Origin of the sequence: Flavobacterium sp. RSP15, assembly GCF_003968755.1 — a bacterium.
GTDB lineage: Bacteria > Bacteroidota > Bacteroidia > Flavobacteriales > Flavobacteriaceae > Flavobacterium.
In genome coordinates this window covers 49,242-68,356 of record NZ_RYDL01000007.1, presented here as the reverse complement: position 1 = coordinate 68,356, position 19,115 = coordinate 49,242, and the positions used below count along the sequence as shown (strand labels likewise).

Annotated in this window: 16 protein-coding genes and 1 tRNA gene; 5 read left to right on the top strand and 12 right to left on the bottom strand. The window is 34.3% G+C overall.

Annotated features, from left to right (window positions below; translation table 11 throughout):
- Positions 1-264 precede the first annotated feature (264 nt).
- Together EKM00_RS09400 and EKM00_RS09395 are read right to left on the bottom strand one after the other, a co-directional pair.
- Positions 265-873, bottom strand: coding sequence for a superoxide dismutase (locus EKM00_RS09400; RefSeq protein ID WP_126452717.1), 609 nt, complete (start codon positions 871-873; stop codon positions 265-267).
- A gap of 330 nt (positions 874-1,203) precedes the next feature.
- The gene (locus EKM00_RS09395) at positions 1,204-1,887 is read right to left on the bottom strand and encodes a ComF family protein (RefSeq protein ID WP_126452715.1); all 684 of its coding nucleotides are present in this window, start codon (positions 1,885-1,887) and stop codon (positions 1,204-1,206) included.
- 97 nt (positions 1,888-1,984) lie between these two features.
- Between EKM00_RS09395 and EKM00_RS09390 the strand changes: the two genes are divergently transcribed.
- Complete coding sequence (locus EKM00_RS09390; RefSeq protein ID WP_126461762.1) at positions 1,985-3,526, top strand: glycine--tRNA ligase; 1,542 nt, start codon at positions 1,985-1,987, stop codon at positions 3,524-3,526.
- Between the two features lie 70 nt (positions 3,527-3,596).
- On the opposite strand, the gene EKM00_RS09385 is transcribed toward EKM00_RS09390, so the two are convergent.
- The gene (locus EKM00_RS09385; protein WP_158614720.1) at positions 3,597-4,115 is read right to left on the bottom strand and encodes a DUF3575 domain-containing protein; all 519 of its coding nucleotides are present in this window, start codon (positions 4,113-4,115) and stop codon (positions 3,597-3,599) included.
- Positions 4,116-4,685: 570 nt separating this feature from the next.
- On the opposite strand from EKM00_RS09385, the gene EKM00_RS09380 reads away from it, so the two are divergent.
- The 4 genes from EKM00_RS09380 (at position 4,686) to EKM00_RS09365 (ending at position 8,708) form a co-directional block, all read left to right on the top strand.
- A complete protein-coding gene (locus EKM00_RS09380) occupies positions 4,686-5,498 on the top strand; it encodes a LytR/AlgR family response regulator transcription factor (RefSeq protein ID WP_126516002.1) in 813 nt (270 codons plus the stop codon).
- Positions 5,499-5,671: 173 nt separating this feature from the next.
- A complete protein-coding gene (locus EKM00_RS09375; protein WP_126516001.1) occupies positions 5,672-5,857 on the top strand; it encodes a hypothetical protein in 186 nt (61 codons plus the stop codon).
- 106 nt (positions 5,858-5,963) lie between these two features.
- On the top strand, positions 5,964-7,988 hold the full coding sequence (locus EKM00_RS09370) for a tetratricopeptide repeat-containing sensor histidine kinase (protein ID WP_233592271.1): 2,025 nt from the start codon (positions 5,964-5,966) through the stop codon (positions 7,986-7,988).
- A 24-nt stretch (positions 7,989-8,012) separates the two neighbouring features.
- Positions 8,013-8,708 (top strand): response regulator, encoded by a 696-nt coding sequence (locus tag EKM00_RS09365; protein ID WP_126516000.1) that lies wholly within the window; start codon positions 8,013-8,015, stop codon positions 8,706-8,708.
- 62 nt (positions 8,709-8,770) lie between these two features.
- Here EKM00_RS09365 and thiL read toward each other — a convergent pair whose 3' ends face one another.
- From thiL to EKM00_RS09320, 9 genes are all read right to left on the bottom strand, one after another.
- Complete coding sequence (gene thiL / locus EKM00_RS09360; protein WP_126515999.1) at positions 8,771-9,817, bottom strand: thiamine-phosphate kinase; 1,047 nt, start codon at positions 9,815-9,817, stop codon at positions 8,771-8,773.
- Between the two features lie 454 nt (positions 9,818-10,271).
- A tRNA-Arg gene (locus EKM00_RS09355) sits at positions 10,272-10,345 on the bottom strand.
- 71 nt (positions 10,346-10,416) lie between these two features.
- Positions 10,417-10,866: a GatB/YqeY domain-containing protein gene (locus EKM00_RS09350; RefSeq protein WP_126452703.1), complete on the bottom strand. Its 450-nt coding sequence runs from the start codon at positions 10,864-10,866 to the stop codon at positions 10,417-10,419.
- Between the two features lie 265 nt (positions 10,867-11,131).
- Positions 11,132-13,075 (bottom strand): cell division protein FtsZ, encoded by a 1,944-nt coding sequence (gene ftsZ, locus EKM00_RS09345; RefSeq protein ID WP_126515998.1) that lies wholly within the window; start codon positions 13,073-13,075, stop codon positions 11,132-11,134.
- Positions 13,076-13,126: 51 nt separating this feature from the next.
- Positions 13,127-14,503: a cell division protein FtsA gene (gene ftsA, locus EKM00_RS09340; protein ID WP_126515997.1), complete on the bottom strand. Its 1,377-nt coding sequence runs from the start codon at positions 14,501-14,503 to the stop codon at positions 13,127-13,129.
- A gap of 6 nt (positions 14,504-14,509) precedes the next feature.
- The gene (locus tag EKM00_RS09335) at positions 14,510-15,232 is read right to left on the bottom strand and encodes a cell division protein FtsQ/DivIB (RefSeq protein ID WP_126515996.1); all 723 of its coding nucleotides are present in this window, start codon (positions 15,230-15,232) and stop codon (positions 14,510-14,512) included.
- Entirely contained in the window at positions 15,219-16,568 is a 1,350-nt protein-coding gene (gene murC / locus EKM00_RS09330; protein WP_126515995.1) for a UDP-N-acetylmuramate--L-alanine ligase, read from the bottom strand. Before murC ends, EKM00_RS09335 begins: the two co-directional genes overlap by 14 nt.
- A gap of 51 nt (positions 16,569-16,619) precedes the next feature.
- Positions 16,620-17,723, bottom strand: a complete 1,104-nt coding sequence (murG, locus tag EKM00_RS09325; protein WP_126515994.1) for an undecaprenyldiphospho-muramoylpentapeptide beta-N-acetylglucosaminyltransferase — start codon at positions 17,721-17,723, stop codon at positions 16,620-16,622.
- 41 nt (positions 17,724-17,764) lie between these two features.
- The gene (locus tag EKM00_RS09320) at positions 17,765-19,054 is read right to left on the bottom strand and encodes an FtsW/RodA/SpoVE family cell cycle protein (protein WP_126515993.1); all 1,290 of its coding nucleotides are present in this window, start codon (positions 19,052-19,054) and stop codon (positions 17,765-17,767) included.
- Positions 19,055-19,115: the final 61 nt, after the last annotated feature.

Below are 19,115 nucleotides of genomic sequence, written 5' to 3'. Positions count from 1 at the left end.
AAGCTGTTCGTCTAACATTTTTGGTAACAATAGATAACAATCATATTTTTAATTATCATATTTTTAATAGGTTAAGTTTGTGGTAGATTTGGGGCAAAAAGGGTGGAAGAAATTCCACCCTTTTTATTAGAATAAAATTAAAGCCCCAACCACTAAAGGGAAATCAAAGCAGATAAAAAATATTTTCGCAGGAAACAAAAGAGGCTAGAAAAAAATTTTTTTTCTAGCCTCTTTTGTTAATTCCCCCTTCGGGTGTTAGGGAGCTTATTTCTCTAAAGCAAATCTTCTCGCCACTTCCGTCCAGTTAATTACATTGAAAAAAGCTTCGATATAATCTGGTCTTCTGTTTTGATAATGCAAATAGTACGCATGTTCCCAAACATCCATTCCTAAAATTGGAGTTCCGCCACAACCTATTCCTGGCATTAATGGATTGTCTTGGTTAGGAGTTCCGCAAACCTCAACTTTACCGCCTTTATGAACACAAAGCCATGCCCATCCAGAACCAAATTGAGTTGCTCCAGCTTTGCTGAACGATGCTTTAAATTCTTCAAAAGTTCCAAAAGCAGCTTCAATTGCAGCCAATAAATCTCCAGTTGGAAGTCCGCCACCATTTGGCGTCATTACCGTCCAAAACAAATTATGATTGTAAAAACCACCGCCATTATTGCGAACAGGCATGTTTTTCATATCAAGATTAATCAAAATATTTTCAATCGTCTTACCTTCCATATCCGTTCCAGCAATAGCTGCATTAAGATTGGTAGTATACGCATTGTGATGTTTCGAGTGATGAATTTCCATTGTACGAGCATCAATATAAGGTTCTAATGCGTCATACGCATAAGGTAATTGTGGTAATTCAAAAGCCATAATATGATTGTTTAATGATTTATAAATATTTTATCCAAATTTAATCATTTAACTTTGGAAATAGAAATTCTATTTCGTTATAATTTCATTAAATTAATTAATAGTGCGCTCTTTAGAGTTGTAACATACTTGTTTTCAGAAGCTATTTACTTCGTCTGTTCCAATCTTTTATCCACCGAAAAGGCGCATAAAAAAGATTTTCACTTCAAACAAAGTTCACTGAACTCCTATAAGAGTAAAAGTTAGGTGAAGTAATCAGGGCTAAAAAACGACTGTGCTTTAAGGTATCATTCTGTTTTAAATACATGTTTTGGAACCGAAATATCCAAATTACGACTGCGCCATCGCCATACAAACAATACTGATTTTTGCACCCGGTATTTTAAGTATAGCCCGGGAACAAGCTTCTAAGGTAGCTCCGGTTGTAATAACATCATCAATTAAAAGGAAATGTTTGTTGTGATTTTTTTCAGTAAAGGAAACATCAAAAACAGATTCGATTCCTTCCGTTCTGCCTAGTAAATTTTTCTTGGATTGCGTTTTTGAATACACATTCCGAATCAAAAGTGAGTCATTGTAAGCTACATTTAAACGAGTGGAAAGTGCTTTTCCAAAAGCAGTAACTTGGTTGTATCCCCTTTCTTTTAGTTTCCTTCGATGCAATGGAACTGGAATAATTTCATTTACAGTTGTTAATAATTCAATGTTTTTCAAATCCTCAGCGTACCATTCCCCTAGAATTGTTCCTATTTCTTCGTGTCCTTTGTATTTCAAATTATGAATAAGCACTTGGACAATTCCCTTTTTATGAAAATAAAACAAAGCAGAAGTATGCACGACAGGAATTCGTCCGTAAAATTTTTTGAAAGCATCATTCTCTGGATTCAAATGATGATTGGTCAACGGAATATCGTGTCTGCAAACCGTACAAATCACATTTTCGTTCGCAATTAAAAAGGCGTTGCAACCGGAACAGACCTTTGGAAAAAAAAGATTAATAATGCTTTCAAACATGTAATCAGGGATTTATTTATAAAAATAGACAAAACAATGCTTCAATCTTTAACAATTTCCTTTTTTTTAAGTTCACTTTTTATATTTTTGCAGTATTATGGCAAAACAAGAAGATTTATTTAAGAATGTAATTTCGCATGCAAAAGAATACGGATTTATTTTTCCGTCAAGCGAAATTTACGATGGTTTAAGTGCAGTCTATGATTATGCACAAAACGGAGTAGAATTAAAAAAGAACATACGCGAATATTGGTGGCGCGCCATGGTTCAAATGAACGATAACATTGTAGGTCTTGATGCCTCTATATTGATGCACCCAACTACCTGGAAAGCATCGGGTCACGTAGACGCGTTCAATGATCCATTGATAGACAACAAAGATTCAAAAAAAAGATATAGAGCCGATGTTTTGATTGAAGATTATGCTGAAAAACTCAACATAAAAGCAATCAAGGAAATCGAAAAGGCAAGAGTGCGTTTTGGTGACACCTTCAATGAACAGGAATTTGTGACTACAAATCCTCGCGTTATAGAGTATAAATCCAAAGAGAGAGAAATTCTGGAACGATTGGGACGTTCTTTAGGAAATGAAGATTTAGAAGATGTAAAAGCATTAATCGAAGAACTGGAGATTGCTTGTCCGGAAACGGGTTCCAGAAACTGGACCGAAGTGCGTCAGTTTAACTTGATGTTTGGCACCAAATTAGGCGCATCCGCAGATACAGCAATGGATTTATATTTGCGTCCGGAAACGGCACAAGGTATTTTTGTCAATTTCCTAAATGTTCAAAAATCAGGACGAATGAAAATTCCTTTTGGGATTGCACAAACTGGAAAAGCGTTTAGAAATGAAATCGTAGCCCGACAGTTTATTTTTCGTATGCGGGAGTTTGAACAAATGGAAATGCAATTTTTTGTGCGTCCAGGTGATGAAATGAAGCATTATGAATTTTGGAAGGAAGCCCGTTTGAAATGGCATTTATCACTTGGTTTAGGAAGAGAAAATTATCGTTTTCACGATCATGAAAAATTAGCCCATTATGCCAATGCAGCGGCTGATATTGAGTTTAACTTTCCTTTTGGATTCAAAGAGTTAGAAGGAATTCACTCCAGAACTGATTTTGATTTGAAAGCACACGAGCAGTTTTCCGGCAGAAAATTACAATATTTTGATGCTGAATTAAATCAGAATTACGTTCCTTATGTAGTAGAAACTTCAGTTGGATTAGACAGAATGTTTTTGGCTGTTTTTGCCACTTCATTAAAAGAAGAAACATTAGAAGATGGCTCCACAAGAACTGTTTTGAAATTACCTTCGGTTCTGGCTCCAACTAAAGCAGCAATTTTGCCATTGGTAAAAAAAGACGGATTGCCAGAAATCGCACATAAAATCATTGACGATTTGCGTTGGGATTTTAATGTGACGTATGATGAAAAAGATGCCGTAGGAAGACGCTACAGAAGACAAGATGCGCTTGGAACGCCGTTTTGTATCACAGTAGATCATCAAACTATCGAAGATCAAACGGTTACTATTCGTCACAGAGACACGATGAAACAAGACCGTGTGGCTATTGCAGATTTAAAATCTATTATCGAAAATGAAGTTTCAATGAAGAATTGGCTCATGAAAATATAGTAGCTGTGCAGACTTGCTTAATAGACTATTTTAAAGAAGGCTTCTCAAGGGAGAAGGCTTCTTTAAAATATTAAAACCTGTAGCCAAAAGTTATTCCGCCTCGACCAACGATCTCGAAGTCAGTATCAGAACTATTAAATAAATTTCGTCCAACACCTGCATTTATCTCAAAAAGAAATCCTTTTTTGGTAATCCATTTAGCTCCTAAACCAAAACCAAGAGCAAAATCAGTTCTGGTTTCTATGTCTGAATTAAATGAATTGTCATTATAAATATAACTATCATAGGAATTCAACATTCCAAAACCTTCTGCAAAAAATCCTGCAGCAGGTTTTTTGCCAAAATAATAACGATAGTATGGTGTTACGCTAAAGTTTGGTTCAATGTCCTCAATTATCGGGATAAATAAAGAAACCCCAAAAGCAGATTCTTCGTTTATAATCCTTTCAAAAGTTCCTTCGAAACCACCTGCAACTAAAAATGCAACATTTAGTTTAATTTCATTTTTCTTGAAATCAGTTGTTTCTTTTTCTTGGCTAAAACCAAATAAAGAAGAAGTTAAGCAAATTAAGACAAATAATTTTTTCATATGTAGATAATATTTGTTTTTTATAGGAATATGGTATCGCCAGATCTTCATTGGTGTTTGAGACAGCTTCTGTCATGGCGATTTCATAGTTTTTGTTTTTTGGAATAAAAGTAAGATAAATTTTTAAAAAAAATATTTTTAGCAGTTACTTTTTGGCGGTTAATTCGGATAAAGTTATTATCAATCGACATTATTCCTCTTTGAATCAGCAGTACAACAAGTAACAGCTTGACTTTAGGAAAGCTTTTATGCTGGCAACTAGCTCTTATTAGGAGAAATTTACTAAGTGCATTTAATTTCAAACATATTTTAAAATAGCTATAGTGCTCTTAATCAGATAAATTTGCATTTCATCTTAATGTATCAACATTTGTTAAAAACATATCAACAAGACCTGTGAAAAAATAGTTAAATGCTTATTTTTAAAATGTTAAACAGAAGTATTTTAGTCGTTTTTTGATATTTTTGTTTGATTGAATTGCTCAAACAACCCACTTAATTTAATAAACCAAAGTATATTTTGCTTTGCAAATCGGATGTAATGCTTAACAATCCCAGGAAAAGCCATTGATGAATTATTTGTACATTATTATTGACGACAATCAAGAAAGTGTTTTGAAAACAAAAGGCATTGCTGATGGTTTTTCAGAACTAACTTTTGTGGCCTTCGCAAATAATTATGCTGATGGACTACATCTAATTTTAGAACATACGCCACAATTAATTTTTCTCGAAATCGATCCTGTTGATGCAACTAGCAATTTGTCTTTGGCATTGATCAATGAATTGTACCGTTACCTAAAAATAATCCCTAAAATTATTATTACCACCCGTAAAAAAGAGTTGGCTTTTGAAGCAATACAATATGAAGTGACTGATTATTTATTAAAGCCACTAGTACGAATCGATGTAATAAAATTGATTTTAAAATTAAATAAATCGAATATCGAAAGCGGGGTTACTTCGAATGAATCGATCAGCCTTGATGAAAAGCCAACGTTCCTGCCACAACCTGAAACAGTACATCAGGACCAGTCACTCACTTTGTGTATCAAATCTTATGGAGATTATCGCTATATTGATGCAAAAGACATCTGTTACCTTAGAGCCGATAATAACTCAACGGACATTCATTTAAATAACGGGGAAATGATTACGGCTTTTAAAACATTGAAACATTTTGAAGGGGTATTATTATATCCCTTTATAAGAATTCACAACAGTTATATTGTGAATCAAAACTATATTTCCAGAATTCACAGCGGAAATGCTGTATGTTACATAAAAAACAGTACCGTCAAACTCCCTTTTTCTAAGTCGTACAAGACAAACATCGACCTTGTTATCGCTGAATTTGCTAACGGTAATTATTTAGAAATCTAAAATTGTCCGTTCACCCATATTTGACACCCATTCACTATCATCCAGACTTGTTCTACCATATATACCTTTTTTTCTAGAAAAAATTTAAGTTGTCTGAGTAAGTTTACTATGAAATCTCACACCAATGTGGTTCTAAAAAGTAAAATCAAACAACAATATAAAATCTCCAAATTATGAAAAAAGCAATTTTAACAATCGGATTATTTTCTTTAGTACTGGTATTAACTTCATTTACTTCAAATGAAGAAATTACTTCAACAACAAAAAATGATAACAAAGCAGAAGTTTTCAAAATTGCAAACGTACAACTAAATCTTACCGGAAATGGTTCCGCTGGTGGAAACAAAAAAATGGACTAAACATATAGATTTTTTTCTAAAATTATAAAAGCTGTCAAATTTTTGACAGCTTTTTTTTATGCTAATAGGTTTATTTTCTTATTTTTGAAGATAAAATATACTACTATTGAAACATCCTTTCTATACAACACTTTTTTTTATTTTTTTATTTTTTGGATGTACTCAAAAAAATACTTTAAATAAAATTGCTTTAAACTCTAAAGATAGCCTCTCTAAATATTTATCTACAGCAAACAATTTTGATTTACCATCTGAACAGCGAGATAAAAACATAAAAAAAGCACTTCAAATTATAACTCCTCAAGAAAATGATTCTTTACATCGTGTAAACCTTTTCAAGATTGCTAATCGCTATTACAACATAGCAAATTGGAAGGAGTATATAAAAACAGTCCAATTGATACTTGAAAAATCTGAACTTACGCAGGATTCTTTTAGTATGGCAAAAGGAAATAATTATTTAGGAGATTATTATGATTCTCTGGGCATTCCCGATAGTTCTTTTTTGTACTATAACAAAGCAGAAAAAATGTACTTTGAGTTAAACGACAATTACAACCTTGCAAAAACTATAATAATAAAAGCTAATTTACAATTCAACCAAAGTGATTTATTAGGGTCTGAAAAAGCGACTTATAAAGCTTTAAAAATCATAAAGGACACACAACAAAGCGACATCTTATACGATGCTTACAATTTACTAGGATTGATTTATAATGAACTAGAAGATTATAACAATGCAATGGGCTTTCACAATAAAGCTTTAGCCAGTATTGATGACGAGTTAATGGACTCTTTTTATCAGCCCAAAGCAACTTCATACAATAACATTGGCTACCTCCTCCTTAAAAAACAAGATTTCAACCGGGCGAAAAGATATTTTCAAAAAGGACTAGATCAAAAAAATGTCTTTAAAGATAAGCCATCATTGTACGCCATGTTATTGAATAATCTAGCGTATTCTAAATTCAAGCTTAACGAGAAGAAAGGGGTAGAAGACTTGTTTTTTCGGTCATTAAAAATCAGAGATAGTTTACAACTAACTACGGGTATAATAGCCATTAAAATAAATTTATCCGAATATTTCAATTCTAAGAATAAAAGTTTAAAAGCAAGTCAGTTTGCCAAACAAGCCCTTGAATTATCTCAAAAAACAAACAATTATCGTAATGTTTTAAATTCGCTGAAGCTATTGTCGATTATAGAGCCACAAAACGCTGCGGTTTATGGAAAGGAATACATGCAAGTCAGCGAGAAATTACAAAAATCAGAACGTAAAATGGGTAATAAATTCACCCGTATTGAATACGAAACAGAGGAAATAAAAAACGAGAATACGGACTTAGTACAACAAAACAGGAATTTAGTTTATATCTTTAGCTGTTTGGCAATGCTTAGCTTGTTTTTCTTTGTGATTAGAACACAAAAAGCAAAAAACAGAGAGTTGTTATTCAAGCAACATCAGCAAATGGCCAATGAAGAGATTTATAATTTAATGATCACACAACAAAACACAATTGAAATAAATAGAATTAAGGAAAAGAAAAGAGTAGCACGCGAATTGCACGACGGCGTTTTAGGCAGGATGTTTGGAGTGCGAATTAACTTGGACAGCTTGAATAAAATTACTGACAAGAATGCTGTGGAAAAAAGAACTAACTATTTAATAGAATTAAAAAATATTGAGCAGGATATTCGAGAAATTTCACATGACTTGAATAGAGAAAAATCAGAATTAATTAATAACTTCGTCGCCATAGTTGATAATTTATTTGAAGACCAAAAAAAGACTTATAAATCAAAATTAATTTCAAGTATTGATCCAGCTATAAAATGGGAGCTGGTGAGTAACTCGCTAAAAATCAACTTTTACCGTATTCTGCAGGAAGCACTCCAAAACAGTAATAAATATGCTAATGCTAATACCATTAAAATAGAACTAAGAAAAGAAGAAGATCATTTGATTTTAAAAATTAGTGACGATGGTGTTGGTTTTAATATAAAAACAACTAAAAGAGGCATTGGTTTGCAAAACATACTTTTTCGAGCCAAAGAATGCGATAGTATCTTTGACATACAATCCTCAAAAAAAGGAGGAACAATTATAACGGTTACCACCCCAATAGAATAAAAACAATCTTACAACTTATACAAAATGGCTAATGATTCCGTTGATACAGTAAAAACAAAGAATGAAATATTAATAGTTGACGACCATCCTTTTATAATAGAAGGATATAAAAATGCAATTACGAGGTATAATCCGGAGGAATTCGAGTTTTTTATAACTAAAGCAAAAGATTGCGAATCAGCCTACCATATTATTACCAATCCAGCTATTGTGCCATTTGACATTGCTTTTTTAGATATTAGTATGCCGCCTTATGAAGAAAAAAATATTTATTCCGGCGAGGATTTGGCAAAATTAATATTAGAATACATGCCAAACTGCAAAATTATATTACTAACCATGTATACCGAATTGTTGAAGATAAAAACCATTATCAAAACAATAAATCCAAGTGGACTGGTTATAAAAAACGATTTAACTTTTGATGAATTGATTTTTGCTTTCGATAAAGTTATAAAAAACGAAAAATATTACAGCCAGTCCGTTTTAAAAATGTTGAATCAGGCAGAGGAAAACACAATAGAAATTGATCAATTTGATAAAGATATTTTGTTTCATATATCAAAAGGAACCAAGCTGAATGACATTCCACAATATATTCCAATTTCACTTGGCGCAATTGAGCAACGCAAACTGAATTTAAAAGAATTATTAAAAATAGAACATGGAAGCGATATTGATTTAGTTCGAGAAGCTAAAAACAAAGGATTGCTTTTTTAAAGTAAAAAGAACAAAAAACGACACTTAATAGGTGTCGTTTTTTGTTTATTTTAAAGAGATTTCTATTCACTCAAAGCATCCCAACCACGGGCTTTCAATGCTATTTTAGTGTTGGCACGAGTCACTAAATGAATACCTTCGCTTTCTTGTGTCATGTGCCCGATGATCGTAAAGTTTGGATTCCCTTTGATTTTTTCAAAATCGTCCATGGCAATAGTAAAAAGCAATTCATAATCTTCGCCTCCGTTTATGGCAACAGTGGTGCTGTCGATATCGAATTCTTCACAAACATTAATAAATGTTGGATCAATTGGTAGTTTGTCTTCGTATAAATTACACCCTACCTTAGACTGTTTGCACAAATGAATAATCTCAGACGATAATCCATCTGAAATATCTATCATTGAAGTTGGTCTTATTTCTAAAGCGTGCAATAAAGTTCGAACATCTTTGCGTGCTTCAGGTTTCAATTGCCGTTCAATTAAATACGTGTACGCATCTAAATCCGGTTGTGAATTCGGATTCACCTGAAACACTTGCTTTTCGCGTTCCAAAACTTGCAAACCCATATAAGCAGCCCCAATATCGCCAGTTACGACTAATAAATCAGTTTGTTTGGCACCATTTCTATACACGATTTCATTCTCATCTGCTTCGCCAATGGCAGTTATACTGATGATTAACCCTTTCTGGGAGGAAGTCGTATCCCCACCGATAACATCTACATTGTATTCATTTGCAGCATGCGTAATCCCTGCAAACAATTCATCCAAAGCTTCTAAAGGAAAACGATTAGAGACTGCTACTGAAACCGTGATTTGCGTGGGTTTAGCATTCATGGCGCAAATATCAGAAACATTGACCACTACCGCTTTGTAACCCAAATGTTTTAAGGGCATGTATGCCAAATCAAAATGCACACCTTCTATCAATAAATCTGTCGAAACTACTACTCTTTTATCTTTGAAATCCAAAACAGCGGCGTCATCGCCAATTCCTTTCAAAGTTGAAGGATGATTGATTTTGAAGTTTTTTGTCAAATGGGCAATCAATCCAAATTCACCTAACTGAGCAATACTTGTGCGTTGTGGGTTTTTATCTTCGATCATTATTTAAATTATTTTTGAGGTAGCAAATATACAAAGAAATATTCGCCTTGATTTGTTCCAATTTTCATTAATTTCATTTGAACTTTCAAATACTTAAATCGGACAAAATGAAATTATTTGATATCGTTACCCGTTGGGCATAATTGAAAATTTACTTATGATGTAAAAATAAAGGTTTGCACCTATCTGTGACACGTATACAAGTAAAATAATTAATAAAAATGAATCAATACGCTCACGCGCTCAAGGAAACCCTTAACGTATAAAAAAACGGTAGTTGTTCAAGCTACCGTTTTACGTTGTTCAAACGTTGGTTTAAAATTTGAAATCATCAAACAGTTACGAATGTATTAAATTTTCAGTGTTTTTAATATGGTTTGGCAATGGTTTGGCACTTTCAAAAAACAAAAAAAAACCCAACTACCAAAAAGCAAGGTAATTGAGTTTATTAAAGTGACCACGGCAGGGTTCGAACCTGCAACCCTCAGAGTCGAAATCTGATATTCTATCCAGTTGAACTACGCAGTCAATATTATTTCAGATTATTCAGCAACAGTTTTATATCCTATATATAAAACTGTTACTCTTAAATCATAAATCTATGTCAATAATTTTTTAACTATAGTAGAGATCGTTTTCCCCTCAGCAGTTCCACCTAATTGTGCTGCGGCCAATCCCATTACTTTTCCCATTGCTGCAATACCTGCGGCACCAGTTTCGGCAATGATTTTTGCTACTACAGCTTCTACTTCTGCTTCGCTTAATTGTGCTGGCAAGAATTTTTCTATTACTACTATTTGTGCTAATTCTGGTTCAGCCAAATCCAAACGATTTTGTTCTGTAAAAATTTTAGCGCTATCCTTACGGGTTTTTACTAATTTTTGAAGCAATTTTATTTCATCGTCCGCTGAGATTTCTTCTTTTGATCCTGTAGCGGTTTGTGCTAGCAGAATTTCAGATTTAATAGCTCTTAAAGCTTCTAGAGCTACTGTGTCTTTGGCTCTCATGGCGGTTTTAATTTCGTCCATGATGTGTATTGATAAACTCATAATGTTTAGTGTTTATTTATTAATCGATTATTTATCAAATCGATTATTGAAATGCTCATTATAAAACCACTACTTTTTTGAATGTTCAGAGGGTAGTAAAGGCTCCTGCTTTTTTTTTCGGGAATTCAAACAACCGCTTTTTTAATGCCCGACAAATTTAAAAAAATTTACTGGAATTAACAACAAATTGCCTTGTTCAGATTGCACAAAAAAATAACCCGAAATTAAATTAAATTTTCGGGTTACTTAGTTTATTTTGAGTTCATTAATCCACGTTATCGTGTAAGTATGAATTATTCGAACGCAACTGCAAATCATTATTACTATCCGTTCCTACAGAAATTCTAGAATTCGTATTATTAGTTTGGTGGTTTGAGATGTCTATTCCTAATCTTTTGTAAGCCGGTTCTTTTTCATACTCATCAATTTTAGACACATTGTTATGAAACTTATAATTGAATTCTTTTAATTTTTTTCTTCTTTCATCTGCTCTCATTCGCAATGATTCTTCGATCGTCATTTCAGTAGGCGAGATTCCTTGAAAGTCAACTGGGACATGCGCTGCGCTGTCAACTTGTTTCATGGTAATATTTAATTCCTCCGGAATTATAACCTCTGGCGTTTTCGCTACTGGTTTTGCCATGAAATCATTTTCTTGCTCCATATATTCTTCAAGAGAATATTTAATGATTCCGTTATCTGTCAATTCTGTTACCGGAACAAATTGAACGGCTTCATTTACTCTTATATCACGCGTTTCAGGAGTCAATTCAAATAAAACTTTACTGGCCTCTACTGGAACTACAGGCGTTGTTTTGAAAAGCGGCAGATCAAAGGAGAATGTAGTTTGTTCCTGTCTTTCTGCTGCTTTTGGCTGAACAGTCTTTAGCTCTTTAACCTCGGCGACAGGTGATGTGATTGTAAAATCAATATCTGTTATTGGAGAAACAATTTCAAAAGTCACATCTAAATTTTTGATAAATTCAGACATAACGAATAGTTCTTCGTTATTAATGACTGGCACCGTTACCACTGGCTCAGGAGCAGCTACCGTATCTTCTAATAAATCAAAAATAACCCTCTCATTTGAATTTGTCGATGGTGATTCCATATTCAAATCAAATGCAGCAACTGTCTTGTTGGTCAGATTATGAACACTTCGCTGTTCGTCCTCAAGTGTATGTATTATTTTTTTGGGTTCTGTATTTACAATTTCGTTTTGTTGCTCGATATCAAATCCTGTGGCAATAATGGTCACAGCAATAGCGTCCCCTAGGGATTCATCTTCACCAACTCCCATGATAATGTTAGCGTTATGGCCTGCTTCCACTTGTATGTGATCATTAATCTCTCCTATTTCGTCAATGGTAATTTCATTAGTTCCAGAAACGATAAGCAACAATACGTTTTTGGCACCTGTAATTTTATTATCATTCAACAAAGGAGAATCTAAAGCGGCGATAATCGCTTCCTTAGCTCTGTTTTCACCTGAAGAAACAGAAGATCCCATAATAGCCGTTCCACTATTAAACAATACTGTTTTCGCGTCTCTTAAATCGATATTCTGGGTGTAGTGATGCGTAATTACTTCGGCGATACCTCTTGAAGCTGTCGCCAAAACTTCATCTGCTTTTGAAAACCCTGCTTTGAAACCAAGATTTCCGTATACTTCTCTTAATTTATTATTATTGATAACAATTAAAGAATCGACTTGTTTGCGTAATTTTTCGATACCAATTAAGGCTTGTTCCTGACGCACTTTCCCTTCAAACAAGAAAGGTAAAGTCACAATACCCACAGTAAGAATGTCTCTTTCTTTAGCCAATTGTGCAATTACTGGTGCAGCACCCGTACCAGTACCACCACCCATTCCGGCTGTAATAAATACCATTTTAGTATTGCGATCCAACATTTTTTCAATCTCGGAAATGCTTTCAATAGCTGATTGCTGTCCAACATCCGGGTTTGCTCCTGCACCAAGTCCTTCGGTTAAGTGTACTCCTAGCTGAATTTTATTAGGCACAGAACTACTCTGTAAAGCTTGAGAATCCGTATTACACACGATAAAATCTACGCCTTTGATCCCTTGTTTAAACATGTGATTGATGGCGTTACTTCCGCCTCCACCTACACCAATAACTTTGATTACATTTGATTGGTTTTTTGGTAAATCAAATGAAATACTTCCAAATTCTGAGTTGCTCATCATTTTATTTGGTTTTTGATATTTATTATTAATTCTTGTGAATGTTTTTACTATCTATTCTGCATTATCCAGAAAATCTTTAATCTTATCAACATAACGATCAAAGAAATTTTTCTGTATTCTGTTTACGGTAGAATTATGTTTTTCTTTTAAATTCTCAACTTCTTCCTCTTTTTCAGGCATTTCATAAACTAAATTTTCAGCTACGGCTGCCCTGTAAGCCGATGTTCTAGGCTGTTCTACAGCATCTTTTCGAACTGCACTCTGTGATTTATTCTCAATACTTTTCATTACTAACCCAACAGCTGTTGCGTACAAAGGACTTGAAATCTCCTCGTCAGAATTCCCTGCCAGATGTTCGTTTGGATATCCAATTCTGGTATCCATCCCAGTAATGTATTCTACTAACTGCTTGATATGTTTCAATTGGGCACCACCGCCAGTCAGCACTATCCCTGCAATTAACTTTTTGCGAGGATCTTCATGACCGTATGCTTTTACCTCCGTAAATACTTGATCTACAATCTCAACAACACGCGCATGAATTATTTTGGAAAGATTCTTTAATGAAATTTCTTTTGGTTCTCTACCTCTTAATCCCGCAATGGAAACAATTTCATTGTCTCTATTTTCTCCTGGCCAAGCAGAACCAAATTTAACTTTCAACAATTCAGCTTGTTTTTCAATGATCGAGCATCCTTCTTTGATATCATCCGTAATGACATTACCACCAAAAGGAATTACCGCTGTGTGGCGAATAATACCATCTTTAAAAATAGCTAAATCTGTTGTTCCTCCACCAATATCGATCAGTGCAACGCCAGCTTCTTTTTCTTCCTGACTCAAAACGGCATCTGCTGAAGCCAATGGTTCTAATGTTAAACCTGACAATTCAATTCCAGAACTTTGAATGCATCTACCCACATTACGTATAGAAGAAGCTTGACCCACTACAACATGAAAACTAGACTCTAATCGTCCGCCATACATTCCTATAGGCTCTTTGATTTCGGATTGTCCGTCAATTTTAAATTCTTGCGGCAAAACATGTATGATTTCTTCCCCAGGCAACATGGCCAATTTATTTACTTGATCAATCAAAAGCTGAATGTCATTCCCTCCAATTACTTCTTCGGGATTGCTTCTGCTGATATAATCAGTATGCTGAATACTGCGGATGTGTTGTCCCGCGATTCCTACCACTACATCTTTTATTTTATAACCTGAATTATTTTCGGCTTCTTGAATTGCTTGCTGTATTGACTGTATGGTTTGTGTAATATTATTTACCACGCCTCTTGCTACACCTAAACTTTTAGATTTTCCTACACCTAAAATTTCTAGTTTGCCATATTCATTCTTCTTGCCTATCATGGCAACTATTTTAGTTGTCCCAATATCTAGACCTACTGCAATATTCTCTTTTTCCATTATCTATTATTTAGTGCAAACTACTTGTTCCGTAAATCGGAGGTCAATTTTCTTATATTTATACAACGAACTGTCTAAAACCGCTTTTTGAAAAAAAGCTTTATAATTTTTAAATTTATGCGCTACATGTATCAATTTACCAAAATCTATTTGATAGTCGAAATTTCTGTTTGACATTTTTAAGCTTCCATTTGGCATAATTTGGACACCAATGATGTTTTTTTTCAAAAAATCATCTTCATAAATCATGCGCAGTAAAATAGTTAAATCTTCGTTGTTGTTTTTATTTATTCTCCCTGAAACAAGCGGAACTCTTGCTGTAAAATTAGTTGACAAGGGCATTCTATTCCCTTCGTAATCAATGTAAAAAGAACCTTCCTCACCAAAAACTCTAGCAATGGGATTTTTTTGTTTGACCACCGCTTTTAACACCCCGTCAATGGTTACAAATACGTGTGATTTTTCAATCATCGCATGTGCATCGAGAGTGGCTTCCAACGTATTCAAATCTAAATTAACTTTTTGAATGCTTGATGCCTCTTTTTTATTTTCTATTAACAATTTATTAACCGTTTCTTCCCGTATAAAAGGAGCGTTATCCCCTACAAAAATAACAACAGATTTAGTCAATTTTCTGTTTTTATTTCGATCTGATGTAAACGAAAAAAGAAAAATCACTACCACAACCATGAGCAGTAATCTAATATTAGTCCAATTAAATACTTTCATGTATCGCTTTTTTTATGATTGGTACTAATTCTCCAATATCTCCTGCTCCAATTGTTACTATTACAGTAGCATTGCTTGCTAAAATTGTTGGAATTAAATCCTCTTTAGAAACTATTTTTTTATGGTTATTAGTCATTTTACTCATCAACCATTGGGCGTTAACACCCTCCATTGGCAATTCACGAGCCGGATAAATATCTAATAAAACAACCTCATCAAAGGCGGATAAACTTTTAGCAAAATCATCCACAAAATCTCTGGTTCTACTAAACAAATGAGGTTGAAAAACAGCCAATACTTTTTGATTTGGATACAATTCGCTGACTGCTTGATGCACGGCATTTATCTCTGTAGGATGATGCGCATAATCATCTATATATACTTTTCTATCTGTTTTTATTTGGTACGAAAATCTTCTTTTTATCCCTTTAAATGATGCAATGCCTTTTGCAATGGCATCGGTTGGGGTGCCGAATAAGTTAGCCATTGCAATAGCCATTAATGCATTCATTAAATTATGTCTTCCTGGTAAACCAAAATGTAAATCTCTAATTATTTCGGTAGGCGTTTGCACATCAAAAACGTAACTGCCGTTTCCTACTCTAACATTAAATGCCTTGTAAACAGCCGCTTCGTTTACTGCACAAGTGATGCCTTCTAATGGCAATTCTTTTGTTATGAAAAGATTGTTTTTATCTTCTATTTTAGAAGCAAATTCAATGAAAGAAGCTTCTATTGCTTCACTGGTTCCATAAATATCTAAATGATCCGCATCCATTGAGGTAATACATGCAATATTAGGATGCAAATGCAAAAAGGAACGGTCAAATTCATCCGCTTCAACTACAGTCACGGTTGAACCGCTTCCTATTAAATTTGAATTATAATTTTCGACTATTCCACCAATAAACGCGGTAACATCAGCACCACTTTCGTACAAAAGATGGCCTAAAATCCCTGATGTAGTTGTTTTACCATGTGTTCCGGCAACCGCAAAACAAAAGGTGTCTTTTGTAATTAACCCTAAAACTTCGGCTCTTTTTTTGATTTGGTAATTTCTTTCTACAAAAAAATTCCACTCTGAATGCGTCTTAGGAACAGCCGGAGTAATAATTACCAGTGTATTGTCTGGATAAAAATCTTTTGGAATCAAATCAATACTGTCTTCGAAATGAATTGAAATTCCACTTTCAATTAACTCCGTAGTAAGAATAGAAGGCGTTTTATCATAACCCGAAACTTGCTTTCCCAAATTGCGAAAATAACGTGCCAAGTTACTCATTCCGATTCCTCCAATCCCTATAAAATAGACGTTATGTATTTGATTTAAGTTCATTTTTTTATGTCTTAAAGTCTTAAAGCCTTAAAGTTTTAAAGTCATTTGACTTTATGCCTTTCGGATTTGGACTAATTTAATTATTTCATCTACAATTTGTTTTGTTGCCTCTGGCAGAGCCAACTGCTTTATGTTTTCACTAAGTTCTTTCTGTTTTTCCGGATCATTGACCAAGGACTCAAAAACAACACTAAATTGTGTGTCCAGTTGATTTTCTTTAAGCAGAATTGCTCCATTTTTATCTACTACAGCTTGCGCATTTTTAGTTTGATGATCCTCTGCAACATTAGGCGAAGGGATAAAAATCACCGGTTTACCAACAATGCATAATTCCGAAACAGAAGATGCTCCTGCCCGGGAAATCACAAAATCTGCTGCTGCATATACTAAATCCATCCGGTCGATAAAAGAATGAATTTGTATGTTTTCATTTTCTTGACAATATTTATACTCCTCAAAATACAATTTCCCACATTGCCAGATCACTTGTACATTATGGACTGAAAAAGTTAGAATTTCTTTAGCAATCAGCTGATTTATCCTTCTTGCTCCAAGACTTCCTCCTAATACCAAAATCGTTTTTTTATTGGGATCTAAATCAAAATAGCGAACTGCTTCCGCTCTTTTACTCTCTATATCAATTAAATCCTGACGCACTGGATTTCCAGTCAAAATCATTTTTTCTTTCGGAAAAAATCGCTGTAAATTCTCGTAAGCCACACAAATCTTGTTGGCTCTTTTGCTTAACAATTTATTGGTAATTCCTGGAAAGGAATTTTGTTCCTGAATCAGTGTTGGAATTCCGCAAAGCGCTGCTATCTGTAACAACGGTCCACTGGCAAAACCACCTGTTCCTATTACTACATCTGGTTTAAATTGTTTGATTATAGTACGTGATTTCAATAAACTACTAATCAGTTTTATCGGAAAAAGAGTGTTATCAAAGGTGAATCGTCTTTGTAATCCTGCAATCCATAACCCTATTATTTTGTAGCCTGCCTGAGGTACTTTTTGCATTTCCATTTTATCTTTGGCCCCTACAAAAAGGAAATCAGCGTCCGGAAAACGAGTTTTCAATTCATTAGCAATAGCAATTGCCGGATAGATATGCCCACCCGTTCCACCTCCACTTAATATGAATTTATACTGTTTCATTTTCAATCAATTACTGCGTTATTGTGTTTTTATAAAACAACTTATTTATTTAAAACTGCCTGCAATGGATTTTTCGCTTTATCTTCAATAGAATAGGATTCCTCAACCACTGTTTCTTCTTCTAGTTCCCTATCGATTAATTTCTGAAGTGCTTCTTCCCTTTTGGCTGCTTCTTTCAATTCTTGTACGATCTCTTCTTCTTTTTTGGTCACACTAATAATGATTCCAAGGGCAAAACACGTCATCCAGATAGAACTTCCTCCGCTGCTAATCAAGGGTAATGTTTGTCCAGTGACCGGTAATAATTCTACAGCAACAGCCATGTTGACCATCGCCTGGAATATCATTGGAAAACCCAAGCCTATGACGACTAATTTCCCAAAGAGCGTGGTGGCTTTGTGTGAGGCAATAACAAATCGGAACAACAACAATAAGTATAGTGTAAGCACGCCTAAACCTCCAATGAGCCCATATTCTTCTACAATAATTGCAAAAATAAAATCAGAAGAAGATTGTGGCAAAAAGTTCTTTTGAATGCTTTTCCCCGGACCTAATCCGTATATTTTTCCGGATGCAATTGCGATTTTCGCTTTTTCAATTTGGTAATCGTCTTCCTCTGGTTTATCTGTGGTAAAACTTTCAATTCTGTTTCCCCAAGTTCCTACCCTACTAAAAAATTTCGAATCAGGGAACGCTTTTGAAAGCAGAATAAAAAAGGCCAGAAATACAATTCCTGAACCCAGAATGACTGCAATGTATTTGATAGGATATTTTCCGATAAAAACCAACATCAACACCATCGAAAAAATCAATGCCGTTGTTGAGAAATTAGCTGGCAAAATAAACATTAAGGTAATGAATACCGGCGTCCAAAGCTCCCAAATAGAAGACTTAAAAGTAATAGGGACTTCTCTGGTTTTAGACAAGTACCGCGCTACAAAAATAAACAACACTATTGAGGCCAATGTTGACGTTTGGAACGTTACCCCAATAAACGGAACCTGAATCCATCGACTGGCATTAGCTCCGGCAATAACTGTTCCTTTGATCAAGGTATAGGCTAATAAAACCCAAACAACGGGCAATCCTACTTTAGAAATAGCCCGAAAATAATGATATGGCACTTTATGAACCCAGTAAATAATTAAAAAACCAATACAAATATGAGCCAAATGTTTGACTAAATAGCCCAATGTATTTCCGGTTCCCCGACCAACATAGGCCAAGTTACTACTCGCACTAAAAACAGGCATAAAGGAAAACAAAGCCAATAAAGCCACGAATGACCAAATTACCTTATCTCCTTTCAAATTGTTAATTAGTTGCTTCATTTTTGGTTTTGGCTTTTTTTGGTTTTGGATTTTGGCGCTAAAACCTAGCACCTAGAACCTA

Bases quoted from the DNA above. Each gene is read 5' to 3' on its own strand.
- EKM00_RS09400 (WP_126452717.1), bottom strand. From the start codon at position 873: ATGGCTTTTGAATTACCACAATTACCTTATGCGTATGACGCATTAGAA.
- EKM00_RS09395 (WP_126452715.1), bottom strand. From the start codon at position 1,887: ATGTTTGAAAGCATTATTAATCTTTTTTTTCCAAAGGTCTGTTCCGGT.
- EKM00_RS09390 (WP_126461762.1), top strand. From the start codon at position 1,985: ATGGCAAAACAAGAAGATTTATTTAAGAATGTAATTTCGCATGCAAAA.
- EKM00_RS09385 (WP_158614720.1), bottom strand. From the start codon at position 4,115: ATGAAAAAATTATTTGTCTTAATTTGCTTAACTTCTTCTTTATTTGGT.
- EKM00_RS09380 (WP_126516002.1), top strand. From the start codon at position 4,686: ATGAATTATTTGTACATTATTATTGACGACAATCAAGAAAGTGTTTTG.
- EKM00_RS09375 (WP_126516001.1), top strand. From the start codon at position 5,672: ATGAAAAAAGCAATTTTAACAATCGGATTATTTTCTTTAGTACTGGTA.
- EKM00_RS09365 (WP_126516000.1), top strand. From the start codon at position 8,013: ATGGCTAATGATTCCGTTGATACAGTAAAAACAAAGAATGAAATATTA.
- thiL (WP_126515999.1), bottom strand. From the start codon at position 9,817: ATGATCGAAGATAAAAACCCACAACGCACAAGTATTGCTCAGTTAGGT.
- EKM00_RS09350 (WP_126452703.1), bottom strand. From the start codon at position 10,866: ATGAGTTTATCAATACACATCATGGACGAAATTAAAACCGCCATGAGA.
- ftsZ (WP_126515998.1), bottom strand. From the start codon at position 13,075: ATGATGAGCAACTCAGAATTTGGAAGTATTTCATTTGATTTACCAAAA.
- ftsA (WP_126515997.1), bottom strand. From the start codon at position 14,503: ATGGAAAAAGAGAATATTGCAGTAGGTCTAGATATTGGGACAACTAAA.
- EKM00_RS09335 (WP_126515996.1), bottom strand. From the start codon at position 15,232: ATGAAAGTATTTAATTGGACTAATATTAGATTACTGCTCATGGTTGTG.
- murC (WP_126515995.1), bottom strand. From the start codon at position 16,568: ATGAACTTAAATCAAATACATAACGTCTATTTTATAGGGATTGGAGGA.
- murG (WP_126515994.1), bottom strand. From the start codon at position 17,723: ATGAAACAGTATAAATTCATATTAAGTGGAGGTGGAACGGGTGGGCAT.
- EKM00_RS09320 (WP_126515993.1), bottom strand. From the start codon at position 19,054: ATGAAGCAACTAATTAACAATTTGAAAGGAGATAAGGTAATTTGGTCA.